This is a genomic window from Thalassoroseus pseudoceratinae (assembly GCF_011634775.1).
Classification (GTDB): Bacteria; Planctomycetota; Planctomycetia; order Planctomycetales; family Planctomycetaceae; genus Thalassoroseus; species Thalassoroseus pseudoceratinae.
This window is the reverse complement of the sequence record NZ_JAALXT010000005.1, coordinates 381,904-405,922: the sequence shown is the minus strand read 5'-3', so window position 1 is coordinate 405,922 and position 24,019 is coordinate 381,904. Positions and strand designations below refer to the sequence as shown.

Sequence of the window (24,019 nt, the reverse complement as noted above, 5' to 3'; positions counted from 1 at the left end):
CGACACCCTCACGCGATGGTGTTTACGTCCACTTCAACGGGCACTGAAAATCGGCGGGTTTGACGGCTAGGATGGAGCAGGAAATTTGCGGCAACAGTCGCTCGGCTGCGTTTCCAACCAACATCCCACGCACCCCCGATCGCCCCACGGTGCCCATCACGAGTAAGGCGATGTTATGTTCTTCGATACGATCGAGAATCGCGTTCTCGGTGTCGGCTTGGCAAATATCAACTTGCACACCTTTCGAGAGCGTTCGATAGTCCGTGTGGGAAAGTTGCTCGTGAAGCATCTGCTCGGCGGCACGGCATTCCTTCTCACGAAACTCCTGAAGCTGATGATCTTTCACGCCCACGTGGGCCATCCGTCGTTCCATCTCATGTTCGCACGCATGGACCACTCGCAACCGGGCATCCCCCAACTTGGCGGCCATTACTCCAAGTTCCAGGAGTTCTTCCGATCCGTCTTTGAGATCGCTCGCAACGAGGATTTCCAAGTCTGACCAATCCGCTCCAGGTTTCGACACCCAAACCGGGCACGGGCAGTACCGCAGTAATTTCATCGCCGTGCTTCCGAACAGCAACCGAGACGCTCGGCCGGCGTTCCGGGAACCGACGATAAGGATGTCCGCAGGTTCTTGCACCGCCACGCGTGTCAGTTCAACCGCCGATTTCCCAAAGAGCAACTGCGATGACGCCTGCACACCTTCGCTCTTCGCATGGGCTTCCAGTTCCTGAAGCAATGCTTGAACTTGTTGACCTGGTTCGCTGGCGAGGAACTCGTCTTTTGTCGGACCGGCAGCGTCGACAACGATCGCAAAAATCATGGACGCATCGGATTGGCCAGCCAACCACGTTGCTCGATTGACCGCATTCCTGTTAGGTTCACTGAGCCCCGCGAGTGAAATCTCGGAACCTTTGAAGGCGTCGATTCCAACCAAGACTTTATCGATATTATGCATGGACGAGTCACTTCCATGAAAATTGAAACGGCAAAACGATTTCCTCCATCTTAACCGAAGTCGACGTTATTGGCGAGAAGTAAACGTGTCTGCAGAGCCGTTCCTGAAGTTCAACGATCCCCACGATGACACTTGTCCAATCTGCCGATCAGTGGACGTGGTAGATTTTCATTCCGATTCCAAACGCTCGTATCGGCAGTGTTTGCGTTGCCAGTTGGTCTTCGTGCCGTCATCCGAGTTCTTGCCCATCCCCGAGGAACGGGGCCACTACGAACAGCACGAGAATGACCCGGCCGACCCCGCGTATCGCCGGTTTCTGAGCAAGGTGTTCATCCCGCTGGTGGAACGGTTACCGGAAGGGGCAGTCGGTCTCGATTTCGGATGCGGTCCCGGTCCCACGCTATCGGTGATGTTCAGCGAAGCCGGGTTTCTGGTAGAGAATTACGATCCGGCGTTTGCTCGCGACGAATCCGTGTTCGATGCCTGTTACGATTTCATTACCACCACGGAGGTCGTCGAGCATTTGCATCGTCCGCGATTCGAACTCGATCGGTTGTGGAGCCTGCTCAAACCCGGTGGATGGTTGGCAATCATGACCAGTCCGCTGCCGCCACCCGAACAGTTTGCAGGTTGGCATTACAAGACCGAACCCACGCACGTGATGTTCTACGCGATCGAAACCTTTGAATGGCTCGCAAATCATTGGTCCGCTCACTTCGAGACCATGAGCAAAACCGTCTTTCTATTTCAACGAGTGGAGACTCCATCGAAAAAGCCCCCGTCTTCGATGGAAGACGGGGGCAAACTGTGATTCTCGGAATCATGACACGATTTCGAGATTCGGATTAACCAGCTTGCACGGTGACGCGTTGTGTCTGAGCATGCTGGGATTTGGGCAGACGAACATGGAGCACGCCCTGTCGGACTTTCGCCTCGATTCCGCTTCGGTCGATCTGGTTCGACAGTTGGAATGCCCGCTCATAGTTGCCGACTCGATACTCCGTGTATCCGTTTTTGTAGTCGGACCAATCCGGTGGCGTCACCGTGCCACGAATGGTTAGGACATCTTTTTCGATCGAAAGATCGACATGGTTCTCGTCGACTCCGGGCATGTCGGCGGTCAGTGTGATCGCTTCGTTGGATTCGACGATATCGACATGCGGCCGAAACACAGGACCATTGGTTTGGTCGGCACTGGTCCCGTTTTCGCTTGTCATCTGCGGGTTGCAAGTTTCAGTTGGGATTAAGGATTGATCACTCATGGATATGTCCTCCTGATTGTTGAATGGTTGGAAATGTGACTCGCACGAAACCGATTGATTATCCAGCTTGAATGCTGATTTTCTGCGGTTTCAATTCCGAGGGGCGAGGCAATCGCAGTGTGAGGATGCCGTTAGCGAGTTTGGCATCGTGCGATTGTGGATCGACCTCGACGGGCCATTTCACCGTGCGTTCGAATTCGGTTTTGGGGCGTTCTTGTCGGAAGAACGATTCGCCATCCTGCAATTCGTCTGCTTGACGCGTTCCTTTCAGGGTGACCTGATCGCGGGTCACGGTGATATCGAGATCCTCGGGTTCCAAGCCCGGCACTTCCGCCGTCAACACGACTTCGTCATCGTTGTACCGCACATTCACCAGCGGGAAGATCGCCGGGCGTTGGAAGACCTCTCCCAAATTACGGCTGAACAAGCGGGTCATCTCGTTCTGAAGCTGACCAAAATCTTGCCACAGATCAAATTTTTGAGTTCGACTTGTCATTCTAGGACTCCTTTAATTGAGCGTTTGACGTACAAACTGTCAAATTGGCATTCTGTAATAGTGACCGCAAAGCAAGGCTCATTGATCGTCCTTCGACCGATTGAACCATGCTTTTCGTCACTGCGAAATCCCCATATGCATTTCGCGTGCCGAATTGTTCTTTTGCGTTGCTTTTTGACGTTTTTTATTGAGTTGGTTTGTTTAAGGTGTGTGTTTTCAATGCGTTAAATGTCTATTGTTTAGTTCAAGTTTATAAGTGCTTTGACAAAAAGGCAGTGTGGTGTTCGTGTGGGCTACCTGGGTTTGTGACAATATGGCATGGTTTGGGCGTGTGTTTGCGTGTGGTGTCATGTTGGCAGTCTTGGTGAATCTTCTTCGGTTGAATGTGTTGGCGCGGACCGGTTTGTCATCCTGGTTAGAGAAGCTGTGCCGGGTGGGAGTGGGGTTCGCGAATTCGCTGGCTGAGATGACCGACACTATCAGCAGGCTCCCATCTCGACTCGCGTTCCCTTCGGCTGCTTGGTTCTTCTATGTCTACACGTTTCGCCGGTTCTCGTTCGCTCGACGATCGCCGCCGCCGCCGTTTGGCGACCGAGGCCGTGGATGAGGTCAAACCAAAATCGCGACGAACTCGGCGGTCGAAGACGCAATCGCCACCGGTGGAGGAACCGCAACTTCAGATCACACATTTCCCATTGCGGAAACTGATTTCGCCACGGCGATGGAAGATCTGGTCGGTCGTGCTCGTGGTGTTGGCTGTCATTGCCGCTACGCTCTGGGGAGCCGTGGAATTTGGTCCGTCAGCGACAAACTATGGCCCGCGTGTCGTGCGGTTGGTGCATCTGCAGTCAGGGCGTTTACCAATTTTGTTGTGTGCCGCGTGTTTGATTCTCGCCGCCCAGGTGTCTGGATTGATCTACTGGATTCGGTCTCGCAGTCCGAAAGACTTCAGCGGTAGTTTCCGAGTCTGGATGTGGGCATCGACGTCGCTGTTCGTGCTGGGATGTGTCGCCATCTCTGAGGTGCATTTGGTGTGGAGCCAAATCGTATGCCGTCTCTGGGCGGCTCGGTTTCCGCATCGGGAAACGTGGTGTTGGCTAGTTCCGATGGCCGTTTTCACGGTGCCGATTGCCGTGCGTCTGCTTCGTGACATGCGGGCTTCACGAACGAGTTCCCTATTTCTGCTTTTGGCGGGAGCCAGTTGTTTCGCGTCGATTGGTTGGAAACTTGATCTCTGGACTTGGCCGATCGCGGTGGAAGCTCGAATTCTCGCGGAGGCGGTCGCGTTGGTAATGATCGGTTGGGCGATTCTCGGAGCGACGCTGCATCACGCTCGTCATGTGTTGCACGTTTCCACCGATCCGCCGGAAGTCCTCTTGAAAGCCCGTGCGGAAAAACGAGCGGAGAAGAAATCCAGTGTTTCGGAAGAACAGTCGGATGCATCTCCTGGTTGGTGGGCGGAGCGGAAGATTCGTCGAGAAGCTAAGCGAGCCGAACGTGAAGCACAGCGGGAGCGGCAACTTCAAGAGCGAGAAGAAAAACGTCAGGCCAAGGCCGATGCCATCGCTGAGAAGGAACGGTTGAAAGCCGAACAAAAAGCCGAAGTGGAGCGAGCCAAGGCCGAGGAGAAAGCGGCCGCGGAACAGGCGAAAGCCGAGAAAGCCGCAGCTAAGGAACAAGCCCGACTCGATGCCATTGCGGCAAAAGAAGAAGCCAAAGCCCAGGCGGAAGCCGAACGGAAAGCTGAACGGGAAGAACGAGAAAAGGCCCGAAAGGCGGAAGAGGAAGAACGTCAGGTGGCGAAAGCAAAGGCGGCAGCGGCAAAACAATCCGCTCGTGATATGAAGAAGACTCGGTCAGAATCGAAAACTGCCCCAGCGAAAAGCCCGTCGGAGTCTGTGACAGATAAAGATAAAGAGACCGCATCGGATTCCCCGCAACCATCGGTCATCAAGATGCCGTCAAATACTCAATCACAGGAGTTACGGACTGCAGGTGGCGAATTGTTTGACCCATCGAAGCCGTTGACCGATGATATGCTGCGCGGGTTGAGCAAAAGCCAGAAGCGGAAAATTCGCAAGGCTTACCGTGAAGCTCAACGTCAAGAAAATGCGGCGTGAGTTGAGAAACGAGGTTGGGAATGCGGGTACTCGTCACCGGTGCGGCGGGGTTTGTCGGGCGGCATGTGACCCGGTCGCTTTCCGATCATTTCGACCTTCGGTTGGGGGATATTCAATCGATGGACGATCCACGCTGGATTTCTTGCGACATCACGGACCCGGCATCCGTGCGAGCCGCGATGGAGGGCGTCGATGCGGTGCTGCATTTGGCGATGGCGTCGGGATTGGAAGGCAGCATCGAAGACGATGCGTTCAATCAAGTTCGGTTTGATGTGCACGTGCGTGGCACGTTCAACGTCTTAAAAGCCGCGGCCGATGCCGGGGCGAAACGGGTGATTCACACCAGTAGCATCATGGTTGTGTGGGGCTACGAACCCCCAGAGTGGGTGGCCGGCGACGCTCCCGCCAAGCCGGTTGGCACGTACGCCATCACCAAGATGTTGGGGGAAGTCGCGTGTGCCGAAGCCGCACGACAGTGGGATCTGAGTATTCTTGGATTACGGATTGCCAAGCCAGTTGAAGTCGACAATCCCCTTCTTCAAACGCACCCGATTCGTCCCCAATGGATCGCCATTCCCGATTTGATGCGTGCCTACAAGTTGGCGTTGCGGTCGGATCTCGAACCGTCATCGTTTGAGTTGATCACGCTCGTTGGTGAAAGTTCCCAGCGACGTTGGGATCTTTCTCGCGCGGAATTGCTGATCGGTTATCGGCCGGAGATTCGACTCGAAGACCTTGGGTGTACGCTTGGTAGTGAACGGGCACCATTGGTGTAAAACCGAATCAAAAATCGCGCGGATAGCGTTGACTAAGAGTCAAAACGGGTTAGACTGCGTGGCACGTTTCTGAGATAGAGTCTCAGTATTCGCCGGCAAGTCTCGCTAGCCAACCGCCATGCGTGCTCCCGGATTCCATCTTTCTGGCGTCCCGCCTTTGGAGTTACGCGATGTCTCGCAGTGTTCGTCCGCATGGTGTTTCCCGTGGTTTCACCCTGATTGAATTGTTGGTGGTCATCGCAATCATTGCAATTCTGATTGCTCTGTTGCTCCCGGCTGTTCAGCAAGCACGCGAAGCCGCCCGCCGTACGCAATGCAAGAACAATTTGAAGCAACTCGGATTGGCACTTCATAACTATTTGGATACCGCTCGCTCGTTTCCTCCAAGTTTCTGCGTCGATGGTGTGGACGGCACGGGTGGGGAATGGTCAATGCAAGCACGCATCTTGCCGTTCTTGGAACAAGGCAACTTGTTCAACAATATCGATTTCAACATCCCGTACGATGCCGGAACCAACGCGGGACTTGTGGCTCCTCGGCGAGTTGACGTCCTGTTGTGCCCAAGCGATCCCGGCGACCGCGAACGAACCGATTCCAGCGGAACCGCCATTCACTACCCCGTTTGCTACGGTTTCAATGGTGGAACCTGGCAGGTGTATGATCCCGCCACCGGACAAGGCGGCGATGGTGCTTTCTTCCCCAATAGTAAAACGAAGCCTCGGGATTTCACCGACGGAACCTCGAACACAATCGGCCTTGCTGAAGTCAAAGCCTTCACTCCGTATCTTCGAGATGGTGGCAGTGGTCCCGCCGCTGTGCCGACTGATCCCAGCACCATCAGCGGACTTGGTGGTAGCTTCAAGACGGAAACTGGTCACACGGAATGGGTTGATGGTCGTGTCCATCAAACCGGCTTCACCACCACGTTCACGCCCAATACCGAAGTTCTCCACACGGATGGCTCGAATACCTACGACATCGACTACACCAGCTGTCGGGAAGACAAAAGTTGCGGCAGTGCGGTCCGGGCGGCGGTGACTTCTCGCAGCTATCATCCGGGCATTGTTCAAGTTTTGTTGATGGATGGTTCGACGCGATCGGTCAGTGATTCCATCAATTTGCAAACGTGGCGAAATCTCGGGGCTCGGAATGACGGCGAGGTAATCGGCGATTACTAAGCCAAGTCTCGTTTTTTTGTGACACGACCGGCGGGTGCATGTGGGACATGCCTTGGCACACCACCGGTTTCCCCATTTGTGCCAGAGGCGATCTCGATTCTCGTCGAGATCGGCCTTGGTTGAAAAGACCGTTGAGATGCCGGAGTGATGGTTCCGACGCATTTCCGGCAAGGCAGATCGAACCCCGTCTGATCAGCATATTGTTCGCACGAATCATCGAGCCGAAACAGGCTCTGGTTGCTTGCGACGCTTGAATGACTCCAACGCATTGCGACTTCTCAGTCGACCCACGCCCGGTCGAAACGACGTGAATGCTTTGTCGCCGTCCTTCCTTTTGCTTTTGCGGCACATCCACACTGGTTTCCCGTATCGAGTTATGGCATAAACGGTTCTGCATTCTTCGATTCGAGTGGCCGGTGAACTGAGTTGCGTCCATCGGCATACGATCGATTTTCGACCGCGAAGAAAGCGCTTTTGCATTGAAAGGGCTGACTTGATGATCGAATGTTCTGCGAAACGGAAATGGCTCTCGGTTCTGGCCGCGCTTGCTGTGATGGGCGTGGTGTTTGCCGTTGTCGAGGCTGTTTATCCGGTGTTTACATTGTCGGAGAAGTTCGACGATCTTTCCTCCGATGTGCCCGCGGAGGTGAAAGGCCGTTACGATGCTTCTTTCATCGAAGTCGAAACCCGGAATACGGCCTTTGTTGCCGCGATGGCGAGTCTCGGACTTGCCGTGACCCTCAGCATCTGCACGTGTTGTTGCCGTGTCGGTTGGGGTAAGGCGATCGGATTAACGATTCTGGGAGCCGTAATCAGTCTTGCCTGTGGAGTCGGCGGCGGATTCGCGGGGAGTTACTTGATGCAAAACGAGACCGAATCTATCCGCGATTTGAAAGGCATTCTGCAGGCCCATGCTGCCATGGTCGCGATGGCGGGACTCGGTGCGGGACTGGCCCGGAGTTTCGTCGTTCGCGGATGGAAGGCGGTTTTCTCTTCGATTGTGGGCGGAGTTGTCGGCGGTGGTTTGGCGGGGGTCTGTTATGTGATGTGCATGTCAACGTTGCTGCCGGGCGAGAAAGTCGAGTTTCTGGTCGCCAGCAACACGATTCCTCGGGCCGTTTGGTTTGCTTCGACGGCACTTCTCGTTTCGATGTGTATTGTCTTCAGCGATAACACTGGTTCGCAGTCCCAACCGACCTCATCCGACACCGCCGAGAATCAGCCGGAGTCGTCGTTGACATCACTGTGATGGAATTCCGATTGGAAAGTTCAGTCTCTATCGTCCGGCGTTTTCAACAGCTGTAATGTCGGATAACATATTGTTGATGCGTACTGACTCACGCGGATTCTTGTACTCTGAATCTGCTAGAAATCGCGGATATTCTCGCGATCAACGTAGGAATGAAATGATGAATCATCGTCTTGATCGACGGACGTTTTTGGGCACGGCTTCGGCGGCGTTATCGGCCGGATGGTTGGCAAACAACGCTGCGTTTTCCGAGGACTCATCGGAGAACCCGTCCGATCTGCATTTGGCTTCGTTCCGGTTCGATGTCACGCCACCGATGGGGCATTCGCTTTGCGGTGGTTGGATCAAACCTGTGGTTGGCGTGGATGACCCACTCGAAGCGATCGGCTTCGTGCTTCTGGGGGCGGGAAAACCGATCGTGTTCTGTGTGGTCGATTGGACGGGGTTGCTCAACGAAGCCCATGTGGCTTGGAAAACCGCGTTGGCCGAAGCCGCCGGGACGACGGTGGATCGCGTGACGGTTCACTGCGTCCATCAGCACAATGCACCGTTTGCATGCTTGGAAGCCGAACGCATTGTGTTGGCTCAGGGAGATTTGCCGCACATCGTCGAGCTGGGATTCTTCAATCGCTGCTTGGACGCGGGACGGAAAGCCATCGCCGAAGCCGTGCAGAATCCTCGGAAGGTGACGCACATCGCCAGCGGTGAAGCCAAAGTCAAGAAAGTGGCCGGGAACCGTCGCATTCTAGGGCCGGATGGCACCGTGGTCTCGCAACGGGGAAGTTCATCGCGAAATCCGGAACATCAGAAATTGCCGGAAGGGTTAATCGATCCGCAATTGAAGACGGTCGCGTTCTACGATGGCGACGAGAAAATCGCCGCTTGCCATTACTACGCCTGTCATCCGATGAGTTACTACGGTGACGGTCGCGTGAGTTCCGACTTCTGCGGACTGGCTCGGAAGCGTCGTCAGAAAGACGAACCGAATTGCACGCACCTTTACTTCAACGGTTGCGGCGGGAACATCGGGGCGGGCAAATACAACGATGGCTCCAAGGAAATGCGTCCCGTTCTGACTCAACGAATCTACGATGGCATGGTTGCCTCCGAAGCCGCGTTGAAGCCGGAGCCGATCACATCGTTGGCGTGGGTCACAGAGGATATTTTGCCGCCGCCGAATCCGCGATTCGATGAAGACGAGATCATGAAACAGATCGAGGATTCATCGAACCGTGTGGTGAGTCGCAATCGTCCGTCCTACACGGTGGCATGGATTCGTCGATATCAGAAACAGATTCCGATCACGCTTTCCGGATTGCATGTCAACGATGTTTCGCTGCTGCATTTGCCTTCGGAGAGTTTCATTGAATACCAGTTGCGGGCACAGAAATTCGCACCGAAGCGGTTCGTTGCATGTGCCGCCTATGGTGATGGCGGTCCGTGGTACATTCCGACCAAGGAAGCGTACCCGCAAGGTGGTTATGCCGTGAGTGTGGCGTGGTGCGATCCGCAGATCGATACCATTCTCACTGGCGGAATTGAAACACTCCTCGCAAAAGCGTAAGGCTGGCGAGGTGTCCATTTGGACTTATAAGTTTTGGAATCGGTCGGTCCCGAGGAATCCGATCGGCAAGTCGGTTTTGCCGTCGATTGCCAAGTCTACAAGGGCGGCTCCCAGGACGCTGGCGAATTTGAAGCCGTGCCCGGAAAGTCCGGCGGCGAAGACGACTTTTTCGTGATCCGGGTGCCGATCGACAAGAAAGTGCCCATCCGGCGACATGGTGTAGAGACATACGCCGTGTCGCGTCGGGAGGGGATCCAAGCCCGGCAGTGTCTCGCGGACGAATTTGACGAGGGGTTTGACATCGTTTGGTTTCAGGTCCCGATCGACCGTCAACGGATTGGTCACGGTTTCGCCGCCGTCGTGTTTCACCAGTCGAATCGTCTGCCCATCGGAACACGGCGGTGCGAAGAAGGTGCCGTCAGGGCGTTCAAAGTAGAACACCGGCGTGCGTTGGATTTCGTCGTACTCGGCGGTTTGCACCGCGAACCAGAGCATGACTTTCCGCAAGACGGTCAAAGGAATCTCCAGAGCGTTCAACCATTCACTCGCCCAAGCCCCGGCTGAGATGATCAGCGAACCGGCGTGGTATTCGCCAGTGGTTGTCGTCACGCGGACGCTGCTATTCGATTCGCTCTGCCATCCCTTGACGCTCTCCCCGACACGCAGTTGCGCCCCCTTCTGCTTTGCCAGCTCAATGTGGGTTCGAACGCAGTTTTCGACTTCGAGAAACCCCGCGTCCGGTTCGAAGATGACTTCGGTTTCTTCCGGAAACTGGAAACCACGAAACCGCTTTTGGGCATCGGTCATCGAGAGCGTTTCGATATCCACACCGTAACGCTCGGCCGCCAACTTCACGCCTGGAATCGCTTCGCCGTCGGCTGGTCCGCAGAGCATCAAACCGACTCGGTGAAAGAGTTCCGACTCCGCTTCTTTCTCTAGTTGATCCCACAACCGATACGCATGTCGCAGCAACGGGACATAATCGGGATGCTCAAAATACGCCTGTCGAATGACGCGAGTTTCCCCATGCGAACTGCCTTGGTCATGGGCGATGCCAAAGCGATCGATCCCCAGGACCCGCAGTCCACGCGAAGCGAGTTGGTACAAAGCCGCACTGCCCACACCACCGACGCCAAGCACGATTGCATCGTAAGTTTGGGGCATTAGTTCAACTCCACCGCTTCTTCCCAGTGTTCATAAAGCTCTTCCAACCGATTGGTGGCGTCGTCGTAGGCTTCCATTGTTTCTTTCACACGGTCGCCGTCGCGATGCGTCTCGGGGTCACTGAGTTCGGCCTGAAGTCGCTCGATGAGTTCCTCGGTCTCGGCGATGTCGGTTTCCAAGTCGGAAACTTTCCGATAGGCGAACTTTCGTTTCCGCTTCTTGTTGTTCGAGGATTTCTCTGTGGACGATTGCGGCGTTTGGGCGGGTTTCTTCTCGGGTGGTTTCTGAGCCGCTTCGATGGCCGCCGCTTCAGCCGCACGATTTTCCCGGAAGGCGGTGAAATCCGAGTAATTCCCCTCGTGATACCGCCAACCATCTGGCTCCAACACGATCACACTTTCCGCCACTTGATTGACGAAATACCGGTCGTGGCTGACGAACAGAATCGTCCCTTCGTACGTCTTGAGCGTTTCTTCCAGCGACGATCTCGCCCACAAATCGAGGTGGTTTGTCGGTTCGTCGAGGATGAGCAAATTCGCATCGAGGGCCGCGATTCTGGCGAGTGCGACTTTGCTTTTCTCACCACCGCTCATGCTACCGACATCTTGCCGAGCCTGCTCGCCACGGATGCCGAACCGGGCCAAAATGCTGCGGAGCTCGCCGGGTGTCATTTCCGGTTTATTCGCGGGGCGTGTCGCTTCAATTGCCGATTTGCTTGGATCGACGCTACTCAACTGCTGGTCGTAATACGCGATCTGCACATTCGCCCCGAACCGAATGTTGCCGGTCTTTGGAGGGAATTCCCCGATGAGTGTTCGCAGCAAAGTCGTTTTGCCGCTGCCGTTCGGGCCGAGAATCCCCACGCGGTTTCCTCGCAGAATGCGGAGGGTGAAATCTTGGAACAGCGGCGGATTGTCGTCGAACCCCTGCGAGACATCTTCGGTGTCGATCACCCAATCACCGGCTCGCGTTGGTTTGGGAAAGCCCATTGGAAGTTCGAAGAAATCGTCAATGGTCTCGACTGTTTCCAACCGTTCCAACTTCTTCTTTCGATCCGCCGCTTGCGCATGTTTTTGCCCATATTGATTGCGGCGGATGAAGTCTTCTTGACGAGCGACGTATTCCTGCTGTTTCTCGGCCGTTCGCTGAGCGACTTTCTGCCGCTCGCCGCGTTGCTGCCAGTAGGCGGAGAAGTTGCCTTTGTAATCGTTGAGTTTCCCACCGTGCAGTTCGAGAATGCGATTCGTCACCCGATCGAGAAAGAAGCGATCGTGACTGACCAGAATCAAACCGCGATCGTTCGTGCGGGCCAACCATCCTTCCAGCCACTCGGTCGCGGCGATGTCGAGGTGGTTTGTGGGTTCGTCGAGCAACATCAATTCGGGAGCCCGGAGCAACAGCCGAGCCAACAACGCCCGGTTTTGCTGTCCGCCGCTGAAACTCACCAGCGGCCGATCGTACTCTTCCGGCGAAAAGCCCAACCCCGTTAAAACTTCCTCGACGCGGTGATCAATGTGGTACGCATCGTGTTTTTCGAGTTCGTGTTGCAGCACATCGTACCGTTTTTGGAGTCGCTCCAATTCAACTCCGCTAACGGTCCCCATCTTCTCCGCGATGTCGATGGATTCCTGCTGCAAGCCGTACAGATGTGCCAACCCCGCGCGGGCTTCCTCGATCAATGTTCGACCGGGCTCGAAATGAGCTTCCTGCTCGAGCTTGGCAATTTCGGCGGCAGGATGTTTCTCGATGCTGCCGGTATCGGAATGATCAATTCCACAAAGGACATTGAGTAACGTCGATTTTCCAGTGCCGTTCGGCCCCACCAGCCCGATGCGTTCACCGGGGCGGACATCGAATGTCACGCCGGAGAACACCGGATCGCGGTCAAATTGCCGAGACAAATCACGAACAGTGAGCAAAATCATCGACGCGTCCTGCGGTCCAATCCGGTGTGAAAACCAACTTTCCAGCTCAACACGGTGGGCTATCGTATCGGATTGGCCTAGAATCCGACAAGCCGCCGTTGCGGCGAAGGTGGAGAGTTGAGGGTCGAGTGTGGAGACGATCGAGTTCTTGCACTCTCGACCCACCACTCTCTACCCTCTCCATATTTCGTGTCTCCCGTTCGAACTGTGAAAGACAGGCCGAGATCACCATGACTGCCACCGAAACCAAAATCCAAATTAACGTCGGCCATAGCCCGGATCCTGATGATGCGTTCATGTTCCATGCGTTGGCAAACGACAAAATCGAAACCGGACGGTACGAGTTCACGCACACGCTGCAAGACATTGAAACGCTGAACCGTCGGGCACTCAATGCCGAGTTGGAACTTACCGCCGTCAGCTTGCACGGTTATGCCTACCTAACCGACCGCTACGCACTGTGCGCCTGTGGGGCAAGCATGGGGGATCAATACGGCCCCATGGTCGTTACGCGGGAACCGATGGACATCGAACAACTCCGCGGCAAAAAAATTGCCGTTCCTGGCACACTGACAACAGCGTTCTTGACGCTCAAACTTTTGCTCGGTGACGATTTCACTCCGGAAGTTCATCCCTTCGATGAAATTCTGAATCTCGTCGAGCAAGAGAAAGTCGATGCTGGTTTGATCATCCATGAAGGTCAGTTGACCTATGGGGATCAGGGGTTGCATTTGGTTGTCGACATGGGCCAATGGTGGTACGAGCGAACCGGCTTGCCGTTGCCGTTGGGAGCGAACGCGATTCGCAAAGACCTTGGCCAAGAAGTGATGGAAGAAGTGACGGTATTGCTGAAGCAGAGCATTCAGTATGGGCTCGATCACCGTCAGGAAGCCCTCGACTACGCCCTGCAATACGGTCGCGATTTGGACACCGGCAAAGCCGACAAATTCGTGGGGATGTACGTCAACGATTGGACGCTCGACTTCGGCGAACGCGGCCGCGAAGCTGTGGCTGAACTGCTGAAACAAGCCCACGATGCAGGTGTCATTCCAAACCCGGTCGCCTTGGAGTTCATCGGGTAACTCACATCTCAAGGTGCAACTCGTCAAACCGCCGGTTCCCCGGCGGTTTTTCTTTTGCCATCGGAACTTCGCTAATCACTCGGAAGGGAGACGTATCAAAGAATCAGTTGTTGTGCATGAGTTCGTGGCACTTCGCCGCACAAATAGGCACCATGAAACGACGGTGTTCTTTGCGGAATGACATAAGGTGTTTTGTGAAATGGGTTTGTGGGAATTGGGGTGAAGGGTGTTGGTCTCGGCATGTGAGTTGCAGATGTATACAACCCCCGCTTCTTCGAGAGACACTTCTCGAAGACAGTAACAACTGCCTTGAACTCTCACCTTTGGGATGCCACCCATGCCGTGCCCGCCTGACGCACACCGTCCACACCGAAGTGGATTCACACTGATCGAACTCTTAGTGGTGATTGCGATTATCGCCATTCTGATCGCGTTGCTGCTCCCCGCTGTTCAACAGGCCCGTGAAGCTGCCCGGCGAACGCAGTGTAAGAACAATATGAAGCAGATCGGGCTGGCGTTGCACAACTATCATGGGACCCATTCGGCGTTTCCGATCGGCAATCGCGAGAGCACAGTCAAACCCAACTGGCGAATCGGGTTGCTGCCCTATCTGGAACAGAAAAACGCGTACGATTCGATGAACCACTCCACCGGCAACTTCCGGGGGTACTCGTATGCGTACTCTGGTGGAAACGAAGTTCTGGAAACGCTTGTCGTTCCCGCGTTTCAGTGCCCGTCCAGCCCGTTCCCGGCGGACAACCACGCTCAAATGCAGTACGCCGACAGCAACGGCCAACTACCGGATTACGTGGGTATTGCCGGTGCAACACCGGATCCCGCCGGCCGCACCTCAGTTTGTTCCGCCGACAACGCCGTCCAAGGTGGAACGTACTGTGAGAACGGCATGCTCGTCGTCTTCCGCAGCAAGCGACTTCGGGACTGCATCGACGGCGCATCCAACACGATGATCGTCGCCGAACAATCCGGGCAAGTCGATGGTGAAGAAAAGAGCAACAATCCACTTGGTGGTTGGCACGGGTTGGCGACCAACACCGTCAACACGACCGATGGTTCCAACGCCTGGACACCCAGCTTGGCAATTTCCAATCTCACCTACAGCAGCGGCTACACCGGCGGTCTGACCACCGTTCGGTATCCGCCAAACGCCTACTGGTTGAGCGGTGCCCCATCACCGGCATCGAGTGAACACGGCTTTGAAGTCAACACGATTTTGAATTCGTTCCACCCCGGTGGGATTCAGATTCTCCTGACCGATGGTTCGGTTCGCTTCATTCCTGAGAGTATCGACATGGATACCCTCCGGAGGCTTTCGGTGCGGGACGATGGCCAAGTCATCACGAACGAGCTGTAACCCATGCGAACTCAATTCCCTGCCCGTTCAACTTGCCGAAAACAAAAAGCGATGGAGATTCAACAGCTTATGATTCCTCATGTGCATCAGTTCGGAATGCGACTTACGATACTCGGTGTCATTTCGTTGGTGTTCGTCGTGTCCGGATGTGGTGCATCCGTGCCACACTCGGACAAGCCGCGAAGTGCGGTCCAAGTGACGGTGACACGGAACGGCCAATTGCTTCCCGGTGCCGAGTTGAATCTCGTCAACGATGCAACCGGTGAAGGCGGCGGCGGTGTGCTGAATGCCGAGAGTACTGTCGAATTGGAGCATGTCGCTCATGGGACTTATCAAGTCGTGGTTCTACCGCCGCCAGCCGATCCGTTGCCACCAACCGAAGGTAGTCCGTCGGCCGCGGCTCCAAACATTCTCAAGATCCCGGCGTCTTATCGAAGTGCGAAGACGACGCCCTTCCACCTCACCATTCCCAGCGAGACATCGGAATACACATTCGACATCCCCGAGTAACGCTGGTGATCTCAAAGGGCCACTTGCCATCATTAACACTGTTGGAACGTGATTGTTCCGGCAGTGTTTTTTTATGGTCCCAATGACGATGTCGTCATCTTTGGGGAATCGATTGCGAAAAACTGGGAACAATTCCGTGGGAAATGCCGTCTCCCCTCTGCGATGCAGTTGAATGCATCACCATCATTCCTCGCAACGAATTTCATACCAACGGAAGTGTTCCATGAAACCCTTGTTTAGTGCGATTCTACTGATGACGACCTGTGTGCCAGCAACCGGATGCGAAGAAAACGATGCCGCCACAGCGGTTTCGTTGAACGGCAAATGGACTTTGCAATCACTGACTTTGGACGGGAAGAAACGTCCAATTGACTCATCAGTCGCGGCAACGCTGGAACTGAAAGCCGGCCGTGCTTTGGGAGATGGCGGATGCAATTCCTTCAGTGGTCGTGTGAAGACATCAAAGCCGAACAAAATTCAGTTCCATGAACTCGGTTGGACAGAGATGGCCTGTGATGATCCCGCACTCGAAAAACTCGATGCCGACTATTCCAAGCTGCTTTCAAGAGTTACTAAGTTCTCAAAAACATCAAAACAGCTCGTGTTGGCTGACAAGGCTGGCAAGAATCAAGCCGTCTTTGTGCCCTACGCGCCGCCCAAACCGTTGCCCCTCGAAGGCACAAATTGGACGCTAGAAACCTTTGAAACAGTCAGCGGCAAAGGTGACTCAGCGACCGTCACCGCGATTCCTGTCCTCGAAAACGCTCCGATTACGTTGGTGATTCAATCCAAGCGAGCCAGTGGATCGACGGGATGCAATCAATATCAGACGCAAGCCAAAATCGAGCAAAAGACGATGACATTCGGCCCTATGATCACCACAAGAAAAGCCTGTCGGCCGGACGTCATGGATCAGGAACAACGCTTCACGACGGCGTTTGGTGACATCTCCCAATTTGAGATTCTCGGCGATCGACTCAAGTTGTCCAACGCCGAGAAAACCCTCACTTTGCACTTCGTCGGCAAACCTGCTGATCCAGAGAAATAGGCTGGATCCGCAATGCGATTGTGATTCTATTGCCCAAGAGCAAGGTTCGCCCGAGTTCGCCGGATTTGCGTGCAAAGGGAGTAAGGCACGCCGTGAATTTTGAACTCAAGATCGCCGTAGGCAGCAATGTTGTCTTCGGCGGGCAATGGAGTCGAAGCCTGGTATGCACCAGATTTCGTTTGCTTCATAGCTTGCGATGACCATTGGTCATCTCGGAAGTCCAGGTCATCAGAATTAGCTGTCCACAAAGAAACATTCTCAGCTGGGGACGAACTTTCGATTGTAAGTTTGAGTTTGTCACCGGATTGAGAGAATTTCCAGCTGAGTTTCGGTAGCGGCGTTTGTGTCATCTGATGCAATGTAAACGCAGCAACCGTACGCACAACTTTTTCGCGACCGCCTTTGAGGCCGTGTCCCGCATTGGGAATATAGAGAATGAACTTTTCACCCTGCAGATCGTCCCAATAGTTGTTGAGTGCATCGACAACCCAATAGGGATCGTTGGTTCCGTTGATCAATAACTTTGGCAAGGTAAGCCGCTTCCGATAGGTGTAGGGATCGACCCAACTAAACAGCGGATTCTGCGGTTCTTCTTCGATGAGATCGACAAGTCCTTTGCTTGTGTAGTCCTTGATTTGCTCACTATATTTCCCCCAGATTTTGATCTGATACCGCGTCTGTTTTGCGAAGTTCAGGGTATCGATCACCATGGGGGCAATCCCGATCACACGAGGCTCAACTACGCCCGTTAGCCAAGACGTCCAACCCCGTTTCGAAGCACCGGTGACGACGAACTTGTTGACCTCATGCCCACTAGTTTCCTTGGAAAATTCAGCCGTCGCGTCGAACGCCCGGACGGCACTCTTGACCATCGGGAACAACAACGGCCACGTTGCATCGTGAGTGTCGAGATACTTCAAGAATGTCTCGGTGATGAGATCGTCTTCGTAGTGATCACCGAACAATGGTTGATTGGGCACTTGTAACAAGATCATGCATCGCGTGCCGGTCAGGCGTGCTAGTTCGGCACCCATGGCTTTATCACCGTCTCGCAGTTCACTTCCCGTTCGGCCGCCCGTCACGAATAACAAACCGTGTTCAGGAAACTTGAGATCGGCGGGTTCGAAAATAGCAAGAACGTGATTCCAAACAATTCCTTGCCAAGTCTGCGAAACGAGATTCAAGGTATGTAGTTGGCCTAAACCGTTTGGTAGTTTTTCCGACTTAACCAAGTTCCATTTGTAGCTGTCGTCTTTCGCATTGACGTATGTGTGCAACGCTGTGGTCGTGTTTTTATCCTCGGCTACAGCGACATCGGGACCGGTCACGCCGCCAACGATAGCAAGTAAAACGACGAATGCCGACAGTCTGGTCAATTTGATGGGCATAACGGGTCCGAAATTCTAAAAACTTAAGTGGTGGGGATGAACGCGATCGAAGATGAGTTTCACTGACCGGAAGTCGAAAGATTGATCGTTCCCAAGTCGATCGGGTCGGTGCCGGACACCGTCAAGGTGAACTCGGACTTCTCAGGGTCGGAGTATCGTCCTTTGAACAAGTCTCCCGAGTAACTTCGCGAGACGAGATTCATTTGGCCGGCTTGAAAAGTCAGCCGATACTCACCTTCCGGAACACCGTCGCCGGTCTCATAAGTGGAGATTTCAAAGGCCCCATTTTCGCCTGTCATACAATGCGAAAACGACGGGTGTTCTTGATCCATCCCGTCCACAGGGTGTGTGGTGATTTTGACAGGATTCTTCGGCGGCTGCCCGTCAATCGTGATGATACCCGTTACGGGTGCTGTCGGTTTCCGGTACGGTTCGTCGCCGCCTCCGCAGCCGACAAGTAAAAGTAGACAGCCAGCATACACGAACATCGCACGCTGATTTTTGATTGCCCTGTCCTCTGACAGCATGTCCGTTCCCTTGCCTTTCAATCGCGTGTGCACCATAGAAGATGCGGACGGGTCTTCGGATGAAGACATTAGAAAACGCTTCCGATCAATGCATCGTATTCTTCAATCAACTTCGTCGAAAAACAAGCGACTCGGAAAAACGGACGAAGTCCGCTGCTGGTCTCTCAGGCATTTGAATGCGGAGTTGTCGCCACAGACTTTGAATACTAGCGGACAACTCCGCGATTGAGACGAATACGATAAGATCGAGCGAATCCCGCTTTTAGAAGTCGCCGAGGACTTCACCTTTACCACGAGTGATGAGGCCAGCGAGAGTTGCCAAGTCGATGTTCTCGGAAAGGAACTTAACCGATCCGTCGGCTAGCAAGAACTGAGCACCGCCGGGGTGAAAACTCATGAAGCCCGTACTTCGCATGTTTGTGCAATTGATGACACAAGGACCACCACCGGGTGTGCCATCGGTCAAAGAGCCTTCCGGCCAATGCTCGCCAAGGAGGAAGTCTCCCCAGGCACCACCTTGAGAGGGGCCGAGCGAACTTGTGAGTGAGGGGTCGATTTGCCCGTTTCGATAGACAACGTTTCCACCAACTCGTTCGCCGAGCAAAATGGTGTTGGACGTGCCATCGGTCACATCGCGGAACTGCGCACACTCATTCGGTTCGGCGAAAATTCCACCACGCTGTCCGCCTTGGTTTCCGGCATAGGCCAAGTCACCGAAGACTCCGCGAACACCACTTGCGGCACAGTAATCCGAACGGGCGGCTGTCCACGTCAAATCGAATGGTGGCACGCCGGACCCGCCTGCATTAGCGGGCAATGAGTAATCATGAACTTCTTCGCCGGGTGTCGAGGGGCACATGAAGGCGTCAATCGGAGTCGCAATAACTTCAAGGTTTTGATCGACAGCGGCGGCCGGGAATCCCGCGGACGATGCTTCATTAAATGCCGGGACTCTGGAATCCCATCGATTCCACAGGTTGCCTTGTTCAATGAACGGAAGAATCTGCACGCCGAAACTCGAGACGTTTAAGTCGTCGCCTAGCATGTAGGAAAACGGGAACTTGTTGTAGGTGTCGTGATATTGATGCAACGCCAGACCGAGTTGCTTCATGTTGTTCTTGCACTGCGTTCGTCGGGCGGCCTCTCGCGCCTGTTGCACCGCTGGCAATAAGAGAGCAATCAGAATGGCGATGATCGCGATGACCACCAAGAGTTCGATCAACGTAAATCCTCTGCGGATGGTTCCGCCAGCCGCGTTTCGATGCCCCATCATGACAACTCCTAGATTTTGCTAACGAACGAGAGATTAAGTCGAGGAATTCCAACGGATTTGTCGGGTCCCCATCCGGTCAGAGTGACCGGTATAGGATCGAATTGTGTGTATCGATCAAAACCTGAAACGGTCTTTCATCTAGTCGTCAATACCTATCAAACGTACCAATCCATTCCACGCTGGGCAACAAAGACCTTGTCATGTTCGCAAATTCTTTACAGTCGCTTGGTTCCTCCATTCGGATTTTTACGTCAACGATTCATTGTGGTCAGGGTTTCTACCCATACGGAATTCGTTCACGTTGCCGGCTCGGGAGCTATCTCTTTGGATTGAGGAGGTAGTAGTGTCACTTATTAGGTGAGAGAGTGACCCGGGTGCCTTGGTACTTGAAGGCCACTCCTAACGGTTCGAACAATGCTTTCAAAAAGACGTTCGCGTTGACGTTGGTGACATTAATGCTGATCCGCTGATTGAAGTCGATTCCCGCTTCCGCCATTTCGTCTTTGTCGTATGTAAAGCGGACACCACTCTCTTCGAGCTTTTTCATCACAGCGATAGCCGGAACGTTCTCGACGTTCAAGAGAAAACGCCTGCGATTGAGCGGGATCGCGGGTTCGATGTTTGGGTTGGGTTCAGGTTCGTCGGTTTCGGGATTAAGAAGAGCGGTCAGGCGTTTGTGTCCGGCGGCCGTCGCTTGTACGAGCACACGACCGGTGGAACCATCCGGTTCGGCGACGAGTCCCGGAATCTGTTGTTGCCAATCCTTAGCAGCGGTTTCGGCTCGCTCCTGACGGTTACGGATGGCCAGATGCTTCGGATCGCGAGGGAGATACAGCTTCTCGGTTGTTACGACTTTGGGAACGTCAACCAGCCGGATCGTCCGCCCACGATCAAGCCATTCAAAGGTAAGGCCAAATTGCAGGAGCAACAGCGATAACGCCTCGGACGCCGATGCCTCGGGAATCGTGTTTCCCGGCCATAGGTCATGCGGGATTCGATCGGGGTTATCGACCTTCAACCCAAACCGATCAGCGGTGGCGATGAGAAGTGGTCGCGGTTCATCGAGATCGTTCCAATGGATCGTCAACCGACGGTTGGTCAGTTCCGACCGCCGCAAACGACTGATCCCGATTTCGGCTGACGGAATCTCGCTGGAGCGTTGTTTGATCAAACTCGGCAAGTTCCCGATCGCGTCCAATGGGCCAATGACAATCGTATTGCCAACGACGACGGCATCCGCACCGATTGTCTCGGCAATGGATTTGATTGCGATCTCGAACGGCTGGTTTTGCAGATCGATCGTCGGCGTTTTCGTGGGATCGATTCGGCGGTCCAACACAATCGCCACGTTGTAGGCTGTCGAGAGATTCGTCAGCACGCTTCGTAGCGAATCGAACTTGTTCGACACACTCACCGGTTGCCGCAATACTTGCTCGAAGTCCCGTCCGGTCCGGCGACGCGGCAGCGGGCGATTGAGCACCACTTCCGCCGGTTCGACCCACAAAAAACTTGCCGTCACCATCACACTTGCTACGAGCACTGTTGCAACTCCACTCCGAATTTCATGACTCTGCACGAATTATAACCGGATTCGGGGCCGTATTCGGAACTCGAACCGTGGCAAGTTGCCAGAATCGTAAGAAGTCGGCGTTCGAATCTTGCGGTGGGTCCGTGTTTCCATCAGAATTCACTGATGGAATGTGGCTGCGCTACTGAATGATGGGATTGAACGAGGCGTTTCTTGATGACTGATCGATTTCGGATTCTTCTGATCGGGTGTGGCTTGCTCATTCCGGTGGCCAATGGATCGGCTGAGCAACCGCAAACGGAGACCGCGTCGGCGGAAGACATCGAGTTCTTTGAAAAAACCATTCGCCCGCTGTTGGCGAAACACTGTTACGAATGCCATTCGCAAAATTCCGATCCGGTGTTCGCGGGGCTGAAGTTGGACACCGCTCACGATGTGTTCGCCGGCGGAGACGGTGGCAAGATCGTCACACCCGGCAAGCCGGAGGAGAGTTCACTCATCGAGGTGATCAGCTACGCTCCGGGTTCGGAAATTCAAATGCCGCCCGAGGGCAAAATGCCGGACCAAGCCATCGCGGCTTTTACAGAGTGGGTGCGTCGCGGAGTTCCGTTTCCGAAGGACTCCACCCCCGTCCGTCCGGCCAATGAAGAAATTGACTTCGCCGCGGCCAAGAAATTTTGGTCGTTTCAGCCGGTGAAAACACATCCTCTGCCCAGTGTTGCCGCACCGGATTGGCCACGACAGCGGATCGATCATTTCGTTCTTGCGGCGATGGAACGAGAGGGTTTGGAACCGTCGCCGATGGCGAACCGGGCCACGCTGTTGCGGCGGCTGACTTTCGATCTCACCGGACTTCCTCCCACTCCGGCGGAAGTGGATGAGTTCGTGAACGACCCCGATCCGAAAGCCTACGAGAAGCAAGTCAACCGTTTGCTCGACAGTCCGCATTTCGGCGAACGCTGGGGACGCGTGTGGTTGGACATGGCTCGCTACACCGACCGCACCGCCAGTTGGCTCGATTCCACCGGCGATGCGTATCGGTACCGCGATTGGGTTGTGCAAGCGATGAACGACGACGTTCCCTACGACGAATTCGTGCATCGACAACTCGCGACCGATCTGATGCCGACAACCGGACCAGAAGACATGCCGGCGCTCGGGTTTCTCGGACTCAGTCCGAATTATTGGAAGGAACTTCAACTTCCGTCGGAGATTATCAAAGTCATTGTGGCGGATGAATGGGAAGAACGCGTTGATGCCGTCTCGCGGACGTTTCTTGGCCTAACTGTCGCATGTGCCCGGTGTCATGATCACAAGTTCGATCCGATCACGACGAAAGATTACTACGCACTGGCCGGTGTCTTCGCCAGTTGTCGATTCGGCGAGCGACCGTTGATCGACGAAAAGTTGTTCGCCCCGGTTCGGGAGGCTCGCAAGCAAGTCAAGTCGCTCGAGACTCAGTTGGCCAAGCTAAAAAAACAGAAGCCACAACCGACAGAGAAAATCGAGGAACTCACCAAGAAGATCGCCGATCTCAAGGCCACACCGCACTTCGACACGCCTACAACTCCAGGCGTGGTGGAGGAATCGTTGTATGTGGAACGGAAGGGCGAACGACCGGACAGCGGTTCCAAGTTGACGTACAAACCGACCCCGCGTGATCTCCATGTCTTCATCCGCGGCAATCCGAATCGGCTTGGCGAATTGGTGCCCCGCCGGTTTCTTACGGTGCTTTCGGACGAAACATCGCAGCCCTTCCAAACCGGCAGCGGTCGGTTGGATTTGGCGCGGGCGATCACAAACGATGCCCAACCGTTGGCCGCACGGGTGATCGTGAATCGGATGTGGCATCAGCATTTTGGAAACGGTATCGTCGCCACACCGAGTAACTTCGGACAGTCCGGTGACCGACCGACGCATCCGGAATTGCTTGACGATTTGACCGCCCGGTTCATCGAAAATGGTTGGTCACTCAAGTGGTTGCACCGGGAAATTGTTTTGTCGGCAACCTATCGGCAATCCAGCCGCTCGGACCGACCGCAAGATGAACTCGATCCCGGCAACCGTTGGCTCTCACGCATGAACCGCAAGCGACTCGAAGTCGAAGCCTGGCGGGATGCCATGTTTGCGGCTTGTGGTGATTTGGATTTGACGATCGGCGGTCCATCCGTCGCATTGACCGATGCGAAAAACGATCGCCGCACGATTTACACCACGATTCATCGGCGGGATATGTCAACCACTCTGCTGATGCACGATTTCCCCGACCCTACGTCTCACAGTCCTCGACGGCAAACGACAACGACTCCGCTGCAAGGTCTGTATACGCTCAATGGTCCGTTGTTGCTCGATCGGGCGAAGACTTTGGCGACTCGTTTGGCGACCGACCAACCCGACGACTTCACCGAACGCATTCGCTTGGCGTATCGGTTGTTGTACGCTCGGGACCCCTCACCTGAGGAAATCGAAATCGGTCTGGCGTTCCTGACCGACTCCCCCAACGATGCCGCTTGGACACAATACGCCCACGTATTGTTGGCATCGAATGAATTCCTATTCGTGAATTGACCGCTCGCATCCAGTGCCCTCCGCGAAGATT

At 54.6% G+C, this 24,019-nt stretch carries 20 protein-coding genes; 11 read left to right on the top strand and 9 right to left on the bottom strand.

Annotated features, from left to right (window positions below):
• Nucleotides 1–22: 22 nt before the first annotated feature.
• Complete coding sequence (locus G6R38_RS19320) at nucleotides 23–958, bottom strand: universal stress protein (protein ID WP_166830090.1); 936 nt, start codon at nucleotides 956–958, stop codon at nucleotides 23–25.
• 157 nt (nucleotides 959–1,115) lie between these two features.
• Between G6R38_RS19320 and G6R38_RS19315 the strand changes: the two genes are divergently transcribed.
• On the top strand, nucleotides 1,116–1,769 hold the full coding sequence (locus G6R38_RS19315; protein WP_206028641.1) for a class I SAM-dependent methyltransferase: 654 nt from the start codon (nucleotides 1,116–1,118) through the stop codon (nucleotides 1,767–1,769).
• A gap of 34 nt (nucleotides 1,770–1,803) precedes the next feature.
• On the opposite strand, the gene G6R38_RS19310 is transcribed toward G6R38_RS19315, so the two are convergent.
• Both G6R38_RS19310 and G6R38_RS19305 read right to left on the bottom strand, forming a co-directional pair.
• Nucleotides 1,804–2,220, bottom strand: coding sequence for an Hsp20/alpha crystallin family protein (locus G6R38_RS19310; protein ID WP_166830088.1), 417 nt, complete (start codon nucleotides 2,218–2,220; stop codon nucleotides 1,804–1,806).
• Between the two features lie 58 nt (nucleotides 2,221–2,278).
• The gene (locus G6R38_RS19305; RefSeq protein WP_166830086.1) at nucleotides 2,279–2,716 is read right to left on the bottom strand and encodes an Hsp20/alpha crystallin family protein; all 438 of its coding nucleotides are present in this window, start codon (nucleotides 2,714–2,716) and stop codon (nucleotides 2,279–2,281) included.
• A gap of 530 nt (nucleotides 2,717–3,246) precedes the next feature.
• Between G6R38_RS19305 and G6R38_RS19300 the strand changes: the two genes are divergently transcribed.
• The 5 genes from G6R38_RS19300 (at nucleotide 3,247) to G6R38_RS19280 (ending at nucleotide 9,603) form a co-directional block, all read left to right on the top strand.
• On the top strand, nucleotides 3,247–4,836 hold the full coding sequence (locus tag G6R38_RS19300) for a hypothetical protein (RefSeq protein ID WP_166830084.1): 1,590 nt from the start codon (nucleotides 3,247–3,249) through the stop codon (nucleotides 4,834–4,836).
• 20 nt (nucleotides 4,837–4,856) lie between these two features.
• Complete coding sequence (locus G6R38_RS19295) at nucleotides 4,857–5,612, top strand: NAD-dependent epimerase/dehydratase family protein (protein WP_166830082.1); 756 nt, start codon at nucleotides 4,857–4,859, stop codon at nucleotides 5,610–5,612.
• Between the two features lie 170 nt (nucleotides 5,613–5,782).
• Entirely contained in the window at nucleotides 5,783–6,790 is a 1,008-nt protein-coding gene (locus G6R38_RS19290; protein WP_166830080.1) for a DUF1559 domain-containing protein, read from the top strand.
• Nucleotides 6,791–7,286: 496 nt separating this feature from the next.
• Nucleotides 7,287–8,039 carry a hypothetical protein gene (locus tag G6R38_RS19285; protein WP_166830078.1) on the top strand — a complete coding sequence of 251 codons (753 nt, stop codon included), beginning with the start codon at nucleotides 7,287–7,289 and terminating at the stop codon, nucleotides 8,037–8,039.
• Nucleotides 8,040–8,196: 157 nt separating this feature from the next.
• A complete protein-coding gene (locus G6R38_RS19280) occupies nucleotides 8,197–9,603 on the top strand; it encodes a hypothetical protein (RefSeq protein WP_166830076.1) in 1,407 nt (468 codons plus the stop codon).
• Nucleotides 9,604–9,627: 24 nt separating this feature from the next.
• On the opposite strand, the gene solA is transcribed toward G6R38_RS19280, so the two are convergent.
• Entirely contained in the window at nucleotides 9,628–10,767 is a 1,140-nt protein-coding gene (gene solA / locus G6R38_RS19275) for an N-methyl-L-tryptophan oxidase (protein ID WP_166830074.1), read from the bottom strand.
• Nucleotides 10,767–12,692: an ABC-F family ATP-binding cassette domain-containing protein gene (locus G6R38_RS19270; RefSeq protein WP_166830072.1), complete on the bottom strand. Its 1,926-nt coding sequence runs from the start codon at nucleotides 12,690–12,692 to the stop codon at nucleotides 10,767–10,769. The genes solA and G6R38_RS19270 overlap by 1 nt, the downstream gene beginning before the upstream one ends.
• Before the next feature lie 230 nt (nucleotides 12,693–12,922).
• On the opposite strand from G6R38_RS19270, the gene G6R38_RS19265 reads away from it, so the two are divergent.
• The 4 genes from G6R38_RS19265 (at nucleotide 12,923) to G6R38_RS19250 (ending at nucleotide 16,704) form a co-directional block, all read left to right on the top strand.
• Nucleotides 12,923–13,774, top strand: a complete 852-nt coding sequence (locus G6R38_RS19265; protein WP_166830070.1) for a menaquinone biosynthesis family protein — start codon at nucleotides 12,923–12,925, stop codon at nucleotides 13,772–13,774.
• A gap of 337 nt (nucleotides 13,775–14,111) precedes the next feature.
• Complete coding sequence (locus tag G6R38_RS19260) at nucleotides 14,112–15,146, top strand: DUF1559 domain-containing protein (protein WP_166830068.1); 1,035 nt, start codon at nucleotides 14,112–14,114, stop codon at nucleotides 15,144–15,146.
• A gap of 3 nt (nucleotides 15,147–15,149) precedes the next feature.
• Nucleotides 15,150–15,656, top strand: a complete 507-nt coding sequence (locus tag G6R38_RS19255) for a hypothetical protein (RefSeq protein WP_166830066.1) — start codon at nucleotides 15,150–15,152, stop codon at nucleotides 15,654–15,656.
• Nucleotides 15,657–15,879: 223 nt separating this feature from the next.
• A complete protein-coding gene (locus G6R38_RS19250; protein ID WP_166830064.1) occupies nucleotides 15,880–16,704 on the top strand; it encodes an META domain-containing protein in 825 nt (274 codons plus the stop codon).
• A gap of 26 nt (nucleotides 16,705–16,730) precedes the next feature.
• On the opposite strand, the gene G6R38_RS19245 is transcribed toward G6R38_RS19250, so the two are convergent.
• The 4 genes from G6R38_RS19245 to G6R38_RS19230 form a co-directional block, all read right to left on the bottom strand.
• Complete coding sequence (locus G6R38_RS19245) at nucleotides 16,731–18,092, bottom strand: PhoPQ-activated pathogenicity-related family protein (protein ID WP_166830062.1); 1,362 nt, start codon at nucleotides 18,090–18,092, stop codon at nucleotides 16,731–16,733.
• Nucleotides 18,093–18,151: 59 nt separating this feature from the next.
• Nucleotides 18,152–18,688 carry a hypothetical protein gene (locus G6R38_RS19240; RefSeq protein ID WP_166830060.1) on the bottom strand — a complete coding sequence of 179 codons (537 nt, stop codon included), beginning with the start codon at nucleotides 18,686–18,688 and terminating at the stop codon, nucleotides 18,152–18,154.
• Nucleotides 18,689–18,881: 193 nt separating this feature from the next.
• Nucleotides 18,882–19,892: a DUF1559 domain-containing protein gene (locus G6R38_RS19235; RefSeq protein WP_240928288.1), complete on the bottom strand. Its 1,011-nt coding sequence runs from the start codon at nucleotides 19,890–19,892 to the stop codon at nucleotides 18,882–18,884.
• Between the two features lie 346 nt (nucleotides 19,893–20,238).
• Nucleotides 20,239–21,432 (bottom strand): hypothetical protein, encoded by a 1,194-nt coding sequence (locus G6R38_RS19230; RefSeq protein ID WP_166830058.1) that lies wholly within the window; start codon nucleotides 21,430–21,432, stop codon nucleotides 20,239–20,241.
• A gap of 204 nt (nucleotides 21,433–21,636) precedes the next feature.
• Between G6R38_RS19230 and G6R38_RS19225 the strand changes: the two genes are divergently transcribed.
• The gene (locus G6R38_RS19225; RefSeq protein WP_166830056.1) at nucleotides 21,637–23,988 is read left to right on the top strand and encodes a PSD1 and planctomycete cytochrome C domain-containing protein; all 2,352 of its coding nucleotides are present in this window, start codon (nucleotides 21,637–21,639) and stop codon (nucleotides 23,986–23,988) included.
• Nucleotides 23,989–24,019: the final 31 nt, after the last annotated feature.